Annotated in this window: 14 protein-coding genes; 3 read left to right on the top strand and 11 right to left on the bottom strand. The window is 44.6% G+C overall.

The window, feature by feature from the left end; genetic code table 11:
- Positions 1 to 44 precede the first annotated feature (44 nt).
- Entirely contained in the window at positions 45 to 1,496 is a 1,452-nt protein-coding gene (gene thiI, locus LDO73_RS03480) for a tRNA uracil 4-sulfurtransferase ThiI (RefSeq protein ID WP_224060208.1), read from the bottom strand.
- Between the two features lie 223 nt (positions 1,497 to 1,719).
- Here thiI and xseB point away from each other — a divergent pair, with 223 nt between their 5' ends.
- From xseB to dxs, 3 genes are all read left to right on the top strand, one after another.
- Entirely contained in the window at positions 1,720 to 1,971 is a 252-nt protein-coding gene (xseB, locus tag LDO73_RS03475) for an exodeoxyribonuclease VII small subunit (RefSeq protein WP_224060207.1), read from the top strand.
- A gap of 3 nt (positions 1,972 to 1,974) precedes the next feature.
- Positions 1,975 to 2,892 (top strand): (2E,6E)-farnesyl diphosphate synthase, encoded by a 918-nt coding sequence (gene ispA, locus LDO73_RS03470; protein ID WP_224060206.1) that lies wholly within the window; start codon positions 1,975 to 1,977, stop codon positions 2,890 to 2,892.
- Between the two features lie 174 nt (positions 2,893 to 3,066).
- Positions 3,067 to 4,932, top strand: a complete 1,866-nt coding sequence (gene dxs, locus LDO73_RS03465; RefSeq protein WP_224060205.1) for a 1-deoxy-D-xylulose-5-phosphate synthase — start codon at positions 3,067 to 3,069, stop codon at positions 4,930 to 4,932.
- Between the two features lie 64 nt (positions 4,933 to 4,996).
- Here dxs and pgpA read toward each other — a convergent pair whose 3' ends face one another.
- The 10 genes from pgpA to tgt form a co-directional block, all read right to left on the bottom strand.
- Entirely contained in the window at positions 4,997 to 5,506 is a 510-nt protein-coding gene (pgpA, locus tag LDO73_RS03460; RefSeq protein ID WP_224060204.1) for a phosphatidylglycerophosphatase A, read from the bottom strand.
- Positions 5,507 to 5,516: 10 nt separating this feature from the next.
- Entirely contained in the window at positions 5,517 to 6,488 is a 972-nt protein-coding gene (gene thiL / locus LDO73_RS03455; protein ID WP_224060203.1) for a thiamine-phosphate kinase, read from the bottom strand.
- A gap of 128 nt (positions 6,489 to 6,616) precedes the next feature.
- Complete coding sequence (nusB, locus tag LDO73_RS03450; protein WP_224060202.1) at positions 6,617 to 7,033, bottom strand: transcription antitermination factor NusB; 417 nt, start codon at positions 7,031 to 7,033, stop codon at positions 6,617 to 6,619.
- A gap of 70 nt (positions 7,034 to 7,103) precedes the next feature.
- Positions 7,104 to 7,577: a 6,7-dimethyl-8-ribityllumazine synthase gene (gene ribE / locus LDO73_RS03445; RefSeq protein WP_224060201.1), complete on the bottom strand. Its 474-nt coding sequence runs from the start codon at positions 7,575 to 7,577 to the stop codon at positions 7,104 to 7,106.
- A 102-nt stretch (positions 7,578 to 7,679) separates the two neighbouring features.
- Entirely contained in the window at positions 7,680 to 8,795 is a 1,116-nt protein-coding gene (ribD, locus tag LDO73_RS03440) for a bifunctional diaminohydroxyphosphoribosylaminopyrimidine deaminase/5-amino-6-(5-phosphoribosylamino)uracil reductase RibD (protein ID WP_224060200.1), read from the bottom strand.
- Positions 8,796 to 8,800: 5 nt separating this feature from the next.
- A complete protein-coding gene (gene nrdR, locus LDO73_RS03435) occupies positions 8,801 to 9,250 on the bottom strand; it encodes a transcriptional regulator NrdR (protein ID WP_006662792.1) in 450 nt (149 codons plus the stop codon).
- Between the two features lie 114 nt (positions 9,251 to 9,364).
- The gene (gene secF, locus LDO73_RS03430) at positions 9,365 to 10,333 is read right to left on the bottom strand and encodes a protein translocase subunit SecF (protein WP_132496178.1); all 969 of its coding nucleotides are present in this window, start codon (positions 10,331 to 10,333) and stop codon (positions 9,365 to 9,367) included.
- 10 nt (positions 10,334 to 10,343) lie between these two features.
- Positions 10,344 to 12,191, bottom strand: coding sequence for a protein translocase subunit SecD (gene secD, locus LDO73_RS03425; RefSeq protein ID WP_224060199.1), 1,848 nt, complete (start codon positions 12,189 to 12,191; stop codon positions 10,344 to 10,346).
- Between the two features lie 27 nt (positions 12,192 to 12,218).
- Complete coding sequence (gene yajC / locus LDO73_RS03420; RefSeq protein ID WP_006815785.1) at positions 12,219 to 12,551, bottom strand: preprotein translocase subunit YajC; 333 nt, start codon at positions 12,549 to 12,551, stop codon at positions 12,219 to 12,221.
- Positions 12,552 to 12,767: 216 nt separating this feature from the next.
- The gene (gene tgt, locus LDO73_RS03415; protein WP_224060198.1) at positions 12,768 to 13,895 is read right to left on the bottom strand and encodes a tRNA guanosine(34) transglycosylase Tgt; all 1,128 of its coding nucleotides are present in this window, start codon (positions 13,893 to 13,895) and stop codon (positions 12,768 to 12,770) included.
- Positions 13,896 to 13,914: the final 19 nt, after the last annotated feature.

The raw sequence follows: 13,914 nt of genomic DNA, 5'->3' as shown, positions 1-13,914 counted from the left end.
GCGAGCTAATCAGCTCGCTTTTTCATTCAACATCACCTGACAACTTATGGGCGATAAACCTTAATATTCTCAAAGCCTTGCTCTTTCAAGTATAGGGCTTGCAGACGGCTCATCACGCCACGGTCACAATACAGCAGGTATGTTTTCTCTTTGGGTAAATCACCAAATTGCGTGCTCAATTTATAGAATGGAATGTGTTTAATTTCAATTCCTTCGACCTTCAATGGCTTGTCTTCAAATTCATCAATTGAGCGAATATCGACGATAACTTCATCGTCTGTCGAGAGTTGGCTGACCATCTCAACTTCAGGTACTTTCTCAAGACTTTCCTGCGCAATCTGGCGAATATCAATGTTTTTCGCCTGCTCAACAACAGATTCTAAGATACCAAAATCAAAATTCTCTTCTTCCGCTTCAATACGCGCTTTTACCGCTTTCACGGTTGGGCTTTTCGAAATTACACCGCAATATTCTGGGATAGTTTTTGCGAAATCTTCCGTACCAATTTGACGAGCCAACTTGATAATGTGCTCTTTATCATGAGAGATCAGCGGACGTAAAACTAACGTGTCAGAAGCATTATCGATTAAACGCAAGTTAGTTAATGTTTGGCTAGAAACCTGACCGAGCGCTTCACCAGTCACGATAGCTTGGACACCATAACGCTCAGCCACTTTAGAGGCCGCACGTACCATCATACGTTTTAATACGACGCCCATTTGGCCATCATCGATTTTCTCTAAAATTTCAGCCACAACAGGTTCAAAGTCGACGGCAATAAAACGCACTTTATGAGAGCGACCAAAACGGTTCCATAAATAGTGAGCAACTTGCTTCACACCAATTTCATGGGCTGCGCCACCAAGATTAAAGAAGCAGTAATGCACACGGCAACCACGGCGCATTAACATGTAGCTAGACACGCCAGAGTCAAACCCACCAGAGATTAACGACAGCACATCTTCTTGTGTACCAATCGGGAAACCGCCGATCCCTTCGATGCGAGCTTTCACGAGGATCAACTTGTCATCTTCAATTTCCAAATGTACGGTGGTATCTGGATCTTTCAGTTTCACTTTTGCGGAGGCGATATGCTGATTCAAGCCGCCGCCGATATAACGCTCTGCATCAATGGATGAGAATTCGTGTTTACCACGGCGCTTCACACGCACACAAAACGTTTTGTTCTCCACCGATGCCCCATAGGCTTCCAGTGTCATTTCAAAAATATGGTGTAAACTGGTGAAAGGCTTCTCTTCCACTTCTAAAATGTGGTGAATGCCAGGAATGCGGCTCAGCATGTCACAAACTTCGTCGTGCTTTGATTCCCCTTTAACACGCACTTCAATGTTATCCCAATTACGGACAACCGAGATCTCTTCGCCAAGACTCTTCAATACATTGCGGATATTACTGGTTAGAATTTTAATAAAACGGAGTCTAACGGTTTGGCTTTTGATTGTAATTTCTGGGAATAACTTAATAATAAACTTCATAGTCGTGGCATGTTCTTGGTTAGTGGGGCAAACGGACGTTGCGAAAAAGTGACTCTCGTGCACTTTACCAGTTGTCAATAAAGAGGCGCATTATAGCACTATCTTGCGTACTGAATCTAAAAACACCAATAATAAATTGTAACCATTGCGAGACTAAGTTAGTCTGCACAATAATTAAAGTTCCTCCCACTTTTAAGTGATTTAACATTAGTGATTAACGACTATGGCTAAAGAAAAATCTCAGCAAGTTCCCTCTGTTAGTTTTGAAAACTCCCTTCAAGAGCTTGAGCAAATTGTCGCTCGCCTAGAATCTGGAGAGCTACCTTTGGAAGATGCCTTAAACGAATTTGAGCGAGGCGTCCAAATTGCTAAGCAAGGTCAAAAAGTTCTCCAGCAAGCAGAACAGCGTGTACAAATTTTGCTGAGCGATGACGAAAATAAAGCCCTCGACAATTTCTCACCTGATACAGAATAAATTATGTCCGAACAACACCCAGACACCTTTGTGCGCCAGCAACGCCAAGCTCACGATAGAGTTAATCAATATTTATTGACCTCATTAGACTCGCTCCCTTTTGCTGATTTGCCATTAGCGCAAGCTATGAAATACGGCACTTTACTCGGGGGTAAGCGCTTACGTCCTTTCTTAACGTATGCCGTCGGTAAAATGCTGGGCGTTAGCCTTGATAACTTAGATGCGCCAGCTGCCGCTGTAGAATGCATTCACGCTTATTCGCTGATCCATGATGATTTACCTGCCATGGACGACGACGATCTGCGCCGCGGGCAGCCAACTTGCCACATAAAGTTTGGTGAAGGTAATGCCGTACTCGCCGGAGATGCCTTACAAACATTCGCATTTCAATTACTCTCCAGCGCCCCTATGCCTGATGTGTCTGATAAAGACCGCATTGCCATGATTGCAGAACTGGCTTATGCCAGCGGTTTAGCAGGTATGTGTGGTGGACAAGCGTTAGATCTTGATGCTGAGGGCAAGTGCGTTGATCTGATTTCACTCGAGCGTATCCACCAGCATAAAACTGGGGCGTTAATTCGAGCCGCTATTCGTCTCGGTGCCTATGCTGCAGGTAATAAAGGTCACCAAGCATTAGCAAGTTTAGATAAATACGCTGAATCTATTGGGCTTGCCTTTCAAGTTCAAGACGATATTCTAGACGTCATCGGAGACAGCGCAGTAACGGGCAAACGCCAAGGTGCTGATGAACAACATGAAAAAAGCACTTATCCATCACTGTTAGGCCTTGAAGCTGCCCAACAAAAAGCCAAAGAGCTCTATCAAGATGCGATTGCAGCTTTAGAATCATTGCAATCCCAAGGTTACAATACGGAGCTGTTGAGAGCGTTAGCCAATTTTGTTATTGAGCGCAAAAGCTGACAATATGCTTTGCCTTTTGGTATAGATAAGACCGATAATTATAACATTGATTACCTGAGTAACTTAGAGCCGTTGTGACGACTTATAAAATATGACCAACGCAAAAAAATCACGGTCAGCAACCGCTCGACGTTAACAGGCATCGCCCTAATTAATTTAAGTAGTGAGCACCTAATGAGTATAGATACCGCGAAATATCCAACGCTGGCACTGGCAGAGACGCCTGATGAACTGCGCCTTCTGCCAAAAGAAAGCTTGCCAAAGCTTTGTGATGAACTGAGACAATTTCTACTAAATAGCGTCAGTCGCTCGAGCGGTCACTTTGCATCTGGATTGGGCGCTATTGAATTAACGGTTGCTCTGCACTATGTCTATAAAACCCCGTTTGATAATCTTGTTTGGGACGTCGGTCACCAAGCGTACCCACACAAAATTTTGACTGGACGCCGTGACAGAATCGACACCATTCGTCAAAAAAATGGGTTACATCCATTCCCATGGCGTGCCGAAAGCGAGTACGACATTCTCAGTGTTGGTCATTCCTCAACCTCCATTAGTGCCGGTTTAGGTATGGCTATCGCCGCAGAAAAAGAAGATAAAAATCGCAAAACAGTTTGTGTTATCGGTGATGGCGCTATTACGGCGGGCATGGCTTTCGAAGCCATGAACCATGCAGGGGACGCTGCGCCCGATATGCTGGTGATCCTCAACGATAATGAAATGTCGATTTCAGAAAACGTTGGCGCACTGAACAACCATTTAGCCCATTTACTTTCCGGCAAGCTGTATACCACTCTGCGTGAAGGTGGAAAGAAAGTTTTCTCGAACATTCCGCCAATCAAAGAGTTACTCAAGAAAACGGAAGAACACATCAAAGGTATGGTTGTGCCTGGCACCATGTTTGAAGAGCTAGGCTTTAACTACATTGGTCCTGTTGACGGGCACGATGTGATTGCGCTTATCCAAACGTTAAAAAATATGCGCGAGTTAAAAGGCCCTCAATTCCTGCACATTATGACCAAAAAAGGTCGCGGCTATGAGCCAGCAGAGAAAGACCCAATTAGCTGGCACGCCGTACCTAAGTTTGACCCCGCTACTTTTACGTTACCAAAAAGCAAAGATACCAGACCGACGTTCTCGAAAATTTTTGGAGATTGGTTATGTGAAGAGGCTAAAGGCGACGATAAACTGATGGCCGTCACCCCGGCGATGCGTGAAGGCTCTGGTATGGTTCGTTTTTCGAAAGAGTACCCTGACCAATATTTTGATGTCGCGATTGCCGAGCAACATGCTGTCACCTTCGCAGCAGGGCTTGCCATTGGGGGTTATAACCCAATCGTGGCAATTTACTCTACTTTCTTACAACGTGGTTACGACCAAGTGATCCACGATGTCGCTATCCAGAAACTCCCAGTGATGTTTGCTATTGACCGTGCGGGTATCGTCGGTGCAGATGGTCAAACCCACCAAGGATCATTTGATATTTCATTCTTGCGTTGCATCCCAACGATGGTGATCATGACTCCAAGTGATGAAAATGAATGCCGACAAATGCTGCACACTGGCTACCATTATCAAGAAGGTCCTACTGCGGTTCGCTACCCTCGTGGCGCAGGTACAGGGGCTGAGTTAATGCCACTAGCACCTCTTGAAATTGGTAAAGGGATTGTCCGCCGCCAAGGTGAAAAAGTAGCGATCCTCAGCTTTGGTACATTACTGAGCAACGCTTTAGAAGCCGCAGAACAAATCAATGCCACTGTCGTGGATATGCGTTTTGTGAAACCATTAGATAAAGCGCTGATCTTAGAAATGGCTAATACCCATGACCTGATCGTGACGTTAGAAGAAAATGCGATTATGGGTGGTGCAGGCAGTGGTGTGAATGAATTCCTGATGAGCGAGAAGAAAATTCTCCCTGTTCTGAACTTGGGCCTACCGGATTTCTTTATTCCTCAAGGTACCCAAGATGAGTTATTAACTGACCTTGGTTTGGATGCGGCTGGCATTGTGAAATCAATCACTAATTACCAGCAAAAATAACTCACTATTTAAGATATGAAAAAGACCGCTTAAGCGGTCTTTTTTTACATATAAATTCATCACATTAGAATGGCATCACATGGTAATGAACCAGCAGCCAGATAGTGAAATAAGCAAAGATTGCCGCAATAATATCATCAATCATAATGCCAAACCCACCACTGACTCGGCGATCAAAAATACGGATTGGCCAAGGTTTCCACATATCGTAAACACGGAAAATCAAAAAGCCAGTGAGGACCCACTGGATACTCACCACAGGGATGGCCATTAACGTAATCCACATGCCAATAAACTCATCCCAAACAATACTGCCATGATCATGGATCCTCATATCATCGGAAGTTCGCTGGCATATCCAACATCCAAACCAGAATCCAACGACAATAATAACCCAGAGGCTCCAAACAGGGAGTTTGTCCATTAGCAACCAAAATGGAATGGCGGCTAATGAACCCATTGTGCCAGGAACAATTGGCGATAAACCACTTCCGAAACCCGTCGCTAGAAGGTGCCACGGATTACGCATATTCAATCGTTTTTTTGCTGCTGCTTTTTCTTGAGCGGTCGCCATGGATATCTTCCTAAACAAAATGATCGAAGCCCTTGAGGTCAACCTCAACAGCTTGGTTATCACAAAAATAACTGATCCCTTCGGATTGAGGTTTGATTTGACCAATACAGGTAAAACCTGACCCCGTATGAGCAAGCGCAACTTCTAAGGCTCCCCGATTCATTTCCGGTACCGTAAAGCATAGCTCATAATCTTCACCGCCACTTAGCGACCAAATCCGTGCTTGCTCAATTGAACAATTTTGCTTCAATGCATCAGATTGTGGTAAAGCATCGAGATTGATCCGCGCTCCGCAACCGCTCGCTTTTAATATATGATTAAGATCGGAAACTAACCCATCTGAGATATCAATCGCTGATGAAGCCAGATTGCGTAAAGCCTGCCCCTGCAAAATACGCGGTTGTGGTCGTAAATGACGCTCAATCAGCCACTGTTTATGCTCTGGGCTTTCAGGATGTAATCTATTTTGCAGTATCGCAAGCCCCGCTGCACTATCTCCCAAAGTGCCAGTCACGTAAATCCAATCGCCATTACGTGCACCAGAGCGAGATAATGCCTTGCCAGTAGGTACAAGACCATGAACGGTGTACGTTAAACTCATTGGCCCGCGTGTCGTATCTCCCCCAATCAGCTGCATTCCGTAGTAATTCAGTTGTTCAAACAACATATCGCTAAAAGATTGCAACCATTCACTATTTACACTTGGCAAAGTAATGGCGAGAGAAACCCAAGCAGGATCTGCCCCCATCGCAGCAAGATCACTTAAATTTGAAGCTAGGGATTTATAGGCAAGGTCAGCGGGAGAGATATCGGGTAGAAAATGAATACCAGAAACTAGGGTGTCGGTACTCACAGCAAGTTGCTGTTTTTCAGGGATAGTCATTAGCGCACAATCATCGCCAATACCGATATTAACATCACGTCGGTTTACAGGCTGGCGATTAAAAAAGCGTGCGATGAGGTCAAATTCGCCATATGACATGGTAGATTTTCCATTTTCGCTATGTCTCACTTGTCATAAACTGAAAAGCCAGACATAAGTACTAGGATAGACTGGAACCCAGCCTACCCATTATGACTTACGTATTACAGGAGGGAACCTGATTATGTTTATTTCTTACGACGTACCGCAGGTGCTGCTTTATCTAGCACACCGTTGACAAACTTATGACTGTCTTCAGCACCAAAAACTTTTGCTAATTCAATACCTTCATTGATAGCAACTTTGAAAGGTACATCTTGTCTATAGCTTAGTTCATACATTGATACGCGTAAAATTGCTTTCTCAACTTGACCTAACTCTTCTAACTGACGAGATAAGTAAGGTGACATTAATTGATCCAGCTTAGTAGCATTGTTTGCAATACCAGAAATTAGCTCACGGAAATAGGTTACGTCAACGTCAGACATGTCCTGTTCAGCAATAAATTCATATTCTACGTCGGCAATAGGATTACCGGATAATTGCCATGAATAAATGGCCTGTACAGCACACTCACGAGCGCGGCGACGAGCAGCAGGTTTCACAAGATTCCCCTTAAATAAAAAAAACTACACAACATATCGCGAACTCATAGAGCCCGAGATATGGCGCGCATTATTTGCTTTTTACAGCTTTAATCACATTAATCATTTCGAGAGCGGTCAGTGCAGCTTCTGCACCTTTGTTACCTGCTTTAGTACCAGCTCGCTCAATGGCTTGCTCGATATTCTCAGTGGTTAATACACCGAAAGTCACAGGAACTTCGCTATTTAATGCAACATGAGACAGACCTGAGCTGCACTCACCCGCAACAAATTCAAAGTGGGCAGTACCGCCACGAATAACAGTACCTAATGCGATAACTGCATCATATTTTTTGGTTTCAACCAGTGCTTTCACGGTCAGTGGTAATTCATAAGCACCTGGCACCCAAACAACGGTGATGTTATCTTGAGCAACTTGGCCAATACGCTCTAACGCGTCAACAGCACCGTCCAGCAGGCTATCATTAATAAAGTTGTTAAAACGAGCGATAGCGATAGCAACACGCGCTTTTGGCGCAGCAACAACACCTTTGATTACGTTCATAATCTTCCTCAAATATTAATTACAACCCGCGGGGCGCGGATTTTATCACATTCTTTAGGTAACCGTACGAGTGAATTTCAGCAAACCGCTAAAAAAACACATTTACCATACAGGGCGTAACCTGACACGAAGGTCATTTCCGACTTTTTCAACGTCAGTAAATTCAAATTGAGGCGCATCTGATAACGCGCCTAATTCAGGGAGACTCACTAACCCACGCGCAGTATCCCCAAGTAATTTAGGTGCGATATAGACAATCAGTTCGTCGACTAAACCGAGTTTTAATAACGAACCTGCAAGCTTAGCGCCCGCCTCTACCCAAATACTATTCACATTACGTTTCGCTAATTGCATCATCAGAATCACTAAATCGATGCCATTATCATCTGCAGGAATAGCGAGCTGTTCAACATTCCCTGCCCATGTTTCTGTGGTATCCGGTGTTGAGCGTATTAGCCAGCATTCACCTTCTAACTGCGTCACTTTATGCTCTGGCGTCACGCGATTATGGCGGTCTAGTACGATACGAATAGGTTGGCGCAGCTTTTCTTCTGGGTATTGTGCTTGAATATCCGCAGGTAATTCATTCCAACGCACCGTCAAAGCAGGATCATCAGCAAGCACGGTATTACTGGTACTCAAAATAGCGCTGGCTTGGGCTCGTAGCACTTGAACATCCTTACGCGCTGCGGGGCTCGTGATCCACTTACTTTCCCCATTCGCTAATGCGGTTTTGCCATCTAATGATGCCGCGAGTTTTAATTGAATGTAAGGAAATGCGGTACGCATACGTTTTAAAAAGCCGCGGTTTAGTGCTTCGGCTTCTTCCAACAGAATATTGCTGGCAGTGTCGATTCCGGCTTGAGAGAGCATAAATAAGCCGCGGCCAGCCACTTGAGGATTTGGGTCTTGCATTGCAGCGACTACACGGGTGATCCCCGCATTAATTAACGCCTCTGCGCAAGGCGGGGTACGACCATGATGGCTACAAGGCTCAAGGGTCACGTATGCTGTTGCGCCTTTCGCTTTATCACCCGCCATCCGAAGCGCATGGACCTCCGCATGTGGCTCCCCCGCTTTTTGATGGTAGCCTTCGCCGACAATTTCACCTTCACGCACAATCACGCAGCCCACATTTGGGTTCGGTGATGTCGTAAAGCGCCCTTTTTTTGCCAACTCAAAGGCGCGGGCCATGTAGATACGGTCTTGTTCAAGCATCGGTATTAGTCCTGTAACTTGGCAATTTCTTCGCCAAATTCGCGTACATCTTCAAAACTACGATAAACCGAGGCAAAGCGAATGTAAGCCACTTTATCGAGTTTTTTGAGTTCATCCATCACCAAATTGCCAATCAGCTTAGAGGGAACTTCACGCTCACCAGTTGCCCGTAGGTGGGATTTAATAGAAATTATGGCTTGATCGATAGCATCGGAACTGACAGGGCGTTTTTCTAAGGCTTTCAACATGCCTCTGTTGAGCTTTTCTTCATCGAAAGGCTCTCGAATGTCGTCACTTTTAATTACCCGAGGCATAACAAGTTCCGCCACTTCAAATGTGGTGAAACGCTCATGGCAAACCAAACATTGGCGACGCCTGCGCACTTGTGAGCCTTCACCAACCAGACGCGAGTCAATCACTTTCGTATCTACAGCTGAGCAAAATGGGCAATGCATAGGAATTCCTAATTCGATTTATAGGGTAGATAGTGTAACTCAGACCTGAAATGAAAAACACCCTGAGGATTATTTATCCTCAGGGTGTTTATGAGACACGAGTGCCTGTATTCGTTATGGTAATAAAGACTCTTGGTCTGCGCCTTCTTTCTCGACTTTCGCCTGAATTAAGTGCTCACGCTTCATTCCCATCTTCAGTGCTAATGCAGAAGCCACGTAGATAGATGAAATCGTACCAATTGTCACACCGATTAACATAACCAATGAGAAGCCTTCTAACATCGCGCCACCAAACAGATACAGCATCAGAACCACTAATAATGTTGTAGCTGATGTCATGATGGTACGGCTCAATGTTTGAGTCAAAGAGACGTTCATGATTTCGTATGGTGTACCGCGACGGATCTTACGGAAGTTTTCACGGATACGGTCAGAAACCACGATACTATCGTTAAGGGAGTAACCGATAACTGACATCAATGACGCCACGATAGTCATATCAATCTCAATATGAAATAGAGACAGAATACCTAAGGTGATTACCACGTCGTGAGCCAAAGCCAATACGGCACCTGCCGCTAAACGCCATTCGAAGCGGAAACCAACGTAAATCAGGATACAAATCAGCGCTGTTAATAACGCTAATGCCCCTGTTTGTGCTAACTCAGCACCTACGCTTGGTCCCACGAATTCAATACGTTTAACTGTGGCTTGCTCATCAACGTTTTTATTGATGATAGTAATGATCTCTTTACCGACTTCTTGACCCGCTACGCCTTCAACTGGCGGTAAACGGATCATGATATCTCGGCTGCTACCAAAGTTTTGGATTAATGGATCTTTATGATTCGTGTTAGACAGGCTATCACGAATTTTATCCAAATCAGCAGGCTGGCTAAGGTTGATTTCAATGACGGTACCGCCCGTAAAATCGAGTCCCCAGTTAAAGCCTTTAACACCGATAATCACACAAGAAGCGATCAGTAAAATGATAGAAATGCTAAAGGCAACGTTGTCCCAGCGCATAAAGTCATAGACTTTACGGCCATAGTTCAATTGTTCAACAGTATAATCCTGTGCCACAACGTGCTCCTTAAATTGACAGCTTGTTAATACGTTTACCGCCGTATAGCAGGTTCACGATTGCGCGTGTACCAACAATAGCTGTAAACATAGAGGTTGCGACACCAATCGCTGTCGTAATCGCAAAGCCTTTAATCGAACCTGTACCCACTGCATACAAAATAATTGCGGTGATTAAGGTCGTTAAGTTTGCGTCGGTAATACTTGAGAATGCGCCTTTATACCCTTCGTGGATCGCTTGTTGCACTGAGCGTCCGTTGCGAAGTTCTTCTTTGATACGTTCGTTTATTAAAACGTTGGCATCGACGGCAACCGCAAGGGTTAAAACAATACCCGCAATACCCGGCATGGTTAATGTTGCTCCCGGTAATAGGGACATAACACCAACAATCATCACCAAGTTTGCCATCAGTGCGCTACTCGCGATCAGACCAAATTTACGATAGTAAATAATCATAAACAGGATAGACGCTAACAGACCCGCAATACACGCTTTCAGACCTTGCTCGATGTTTTGCATACCCAATGTTGGACCGATAGTACGTTCTTCAACAATTTGGATTGGCGCAATCAATGCACCCGCACGCAGCAGTAAAGATAACTGACGTGCTTCGTTCGCGTTATCAATTCCCGTAATACGGAATTTGCTACCGAAACGAGCTTGGATACGCGCGGCGTTAATCACTTTTTCATCTTTAACTAAAATCGCACGACCTGCGGCATCTTTTTTACCACTGTCTTTGTATTCAACAAACAGGGTTGCCATCAGCTTGTCTTGGTTGTCACGAGTAAAGTCAGACATGATTGAGCCACCGGCACTATCAAGGCTAATACTCACTTGCGGATAACCATTTTCATCGGTGTCGGATGTAGAATCAGTGATATGGTCGCCCGTTAAGACAACACGCTTATACAGAACATAAGGCACGCCATTACGATCAGATTTAAGCTCTGAGTCACCCGGAATTCGTCCACTTTCAGCCGCTGCGCTATCTACGCCAGTATTCACTAAGCGGAATTCTAAGGTCGCAGTTGCACCTAAGATTTCTTTTGCACGCGCAGTATCTTGGATACCCGGTAATTCAACAACAATGCGATCCGCACCTTGGCGTTGAACCAGTGGTTCAGCCACACCTAATTGGTTAACACGGTTACGGATGATAGTAATGTTTTGAGAGACGGCGTAGTTACGTGCTTCACGTAAGCGCTCATCCGTCATAACCGCAATCATGGTGTTATCGCCGCTATCAGAAAACACTAAGTCTGGGTATTTACGCGCCAGTGTTTTCTCAGCAAGACTGCGATCGTCAGCGTTACGGAAGCGAACTTCGACGCTGTAATCACTGCCTTTACGAATAGAAGAGTACGCAATACCTGCTTGACGCAAGTCATTACGCAAACCATCCATGTTTTGTTCCTGCAATTTACCTAATGCAGTGTCCATATCAACTTCCATTAGGAAGTGAACCCCACCACGTAAGTCCAGACCCAACTTCATCGGTTCACCACCGAGAGTCTCAAGCCATTTTGGTGTAGCAGGTGCAAGGTTTAATGCAACAACATACTGGTCACCCAGTGCATTCATGATGACTTCACGAGCACGTAACTGAACGTCAGAGTTGTTGAAACGGGCTAAAATTGCCCCATTTTCGAGAGCAACAGATTTGCTCTGAATTTGGTCTGTTTCTAAAGCTTTTTGGACTTGGATCAGCGTTTGTTCATTGGCGGCGGTTCCCCGCACGCCAGTGATCTGAACAGCCGGATCCTCACCATATAGGTTTGGAAGTGCATACAGCAAACCGATGAGGATCGCAGTGATCAACATCAGATACTTCCATAAAGGATAACGGTTTAGCACGGCAGTTCCCTTCGGGAAAATTCAGAATTAGATTGCTTTCATTGTGCCTTTAGGTAGAACAGCAGCAACGAAATCACGTTTGATAGTTACTTCAGTGTTCTCACTCAGTTCAAGAACAACATAACCTGTTTCAGAAACTTTATTCACACGCCCGATTAAACCGCCAGTGGTTAAAACTTCATCACCCTTTGCAATGGATTCCATCAGCTTACGGTGGTCTTTAGCACGTTTTTGTTGTGGACGCAGGATCATGAAATAGAAAATCAGTGCGAAAACTACCAGCATGATAATCAGTGAATATGGGCTACCTTGTGCTGGTGCGCCTGCAGATGCCGCAGCTTCAGAAATTAAAAAACTCATTCAACTTTCCTCATTGTTATTGAAAGCAATTTCAAACATACATATTAACTAGTTCTAATGACATAAAATACATCAAACCGCTCTGTAACTAGAAATAAAAACTATTATTTACACTAAATAATTCAAATTACTGATGCCAATAATTTAAAAACAGCGCAAAGAACAAAGGATACAGCCCGATATGCTACACAGTTCGGGCTAACTTCGCACTTAAATTCACTCTCTATCGAATGAAGGCTGAGGTTTCCCAATCTTCTCGTAAAAATCAGAGGCAAACTGTTCAAAATTACCCGTTTCAATCGCTTGGCGAATACCCGCCATTAAGCGTTGATAGTAACGTAAATTATGGATGGTATTAAGGCGCGCACCCAAAATTTCATTACAGCGATCAAGGTGGTGCAAATACGCACGGCTGTAATGACGACAAGTATAGCAGTCACACTCTGCATCGAGAGATGATGTGTCTGACTTATACTTCGCATTACGAATTTTTACCACGCCATGAGTGACAAATAAATGTCCGTTGCGTGCATTTCGTGTCGGCATCACACAGTCAAACATATCAATGCCACGACGTACGCCTTCCACTAAATCTTCCGGCTTACCAACGCCCATTAAGTAACGTGGTTTTTCTGCCGGAATTTGCGGGCATACATGCTCTAAAATACGGTGCATATCTTCTTTTGGTTCGCCGACTGCTAAGCCGCCTACAGCGTACCCATCAAAGCCAATTTCCACCAGCCCTTTCACGGAGATATCGCGTAAATCTTCGTAAACACTGCCTTGGATAATCCCAAACAGCGCATTTTTATTATTCAATTCATCAAAGCGCTGACGGCTACGTGCTGCCCAACGTAATGACATTTCCATTGATGTCTTTGCGTAATCCCAATCCGCTGGGTACGGCGTACATTCGTCGAAAATCATCACGATATCGGAACCGAGATCGTACTGAATTTCCATCGATTTTTCAGGGCTTAAGAAGACTTTTTCACCATTAATTGGATTACGGAAATGAACGCCTTCTTCTTTAATTTTACGCATTGTACCAAGACTAAAGACTTGGAAGCCGCCTGAGTCCGTTAAGATCGGGCCTTGCCATTGCATAAAATCGTGCAGGTCACCATGTAATTTCATGATTTCTTGACCCGGACGTAGCCACAAGTGGAAAGTGTTGCCCAGTAAAATTTGAGCACCGGTTTCTTTCACTTCTTCAGGGGTCATCCCCTTAACCGTGCCGTAAGTTCCTACTGGCATGAACGCCGGAGTTTCTACCACGCCGCGTTCAAAAATCAGGCGACCACGACGCGCATTGCCGTCGGTTGTCTGTAATTCATATTTCACGTTTTATCTCCTAGCATCA

The sequence above is a fragment of the Providencia alcalifaciens genome (genome assembly GCF_915403165.1).
GTDB classification, from domain to species: Bacteria; Pseudomonadota; Gammaproteobacteria; order Enterobacterales; family Enterobacteriaceae; genus Providencia; species Providencia alcalifaciens_C.
The sequence above is the reverse complement of the archived record's forward strand: the minus strand, read 5'-3'. Positions and strand labels throughout refer to the sequence as shown.

Excerpts from the sequence above, each read along its gene's own strand:
- thiI (WP_224060208.1), bottom strand. The coding sequence starts at position 1,496 with ATGAAGTTTATTATTAAGTTATTCCCAGAAATTACAATCAAAAGCCAA.
- xseB (WP_224060207.1), top strand. The coding sequence starts at position 1,720 with ATGGCTAAAGAAAAATCTCAGCAAGTTCCCTCTGTTAGTTTTGAAAAC.
- ispA (WP_224060206.1), top strand. The coding sequence starts at position 1,975 with ATGTCCGAACAACACCCAGACACCTTTGTGCGCCAGCAACGCCAAGCT.
- dxs (WP_224060205.1), top strand. The coding sequence starts at position 3,067 with ATGAGTATAGATACCGCGAAATATCCAACGCTGGCACTGGCAGAGACG.
- pgpA (WP_224060204.1), bottom strand. The coding sequence starts at position 5,506 with ATGGCGACCGCTCAAGAAAAAGCAGCAGCAAAAAAACGATTGAATATG.
- thiL (WP_224060203.1), bottom strand. The coding sequence starts at position 6,488 with ATGTCATATGGCGAATTTGACCTCATCGCACGCTTTTTTAATCGCCAG.
- ribE (WP_224060201.1), bottom strand. The coding sequence starts at position 7,577 with ATGAACGTAATCAAAGGTGTTGTTGCTGCGCCAAAAGCGCGTGTTGCT.
- ribD (WP_224060200.1), bottom strand. The coding sequence starts at position 8,795 with ATGCTTGAACAAGACCGTATCTACATGGCCCGCGCCTTTGAGTTGGCA.
- nrdR (WP_006662792.1), bottom strand. The coding sequence starts at position 9,250 with ATGCATTGCCCATTTTGCTCAGCTGTAGATACGAAAGTGATTGACTCG.
- yajC (WP_006815785.1), bottom strand. The coding sequence starts at position 12,551 with ATGAGTTTTTTAATTTCTGAAGCTGCGGCATCTGCAGGCGCACCAGCA.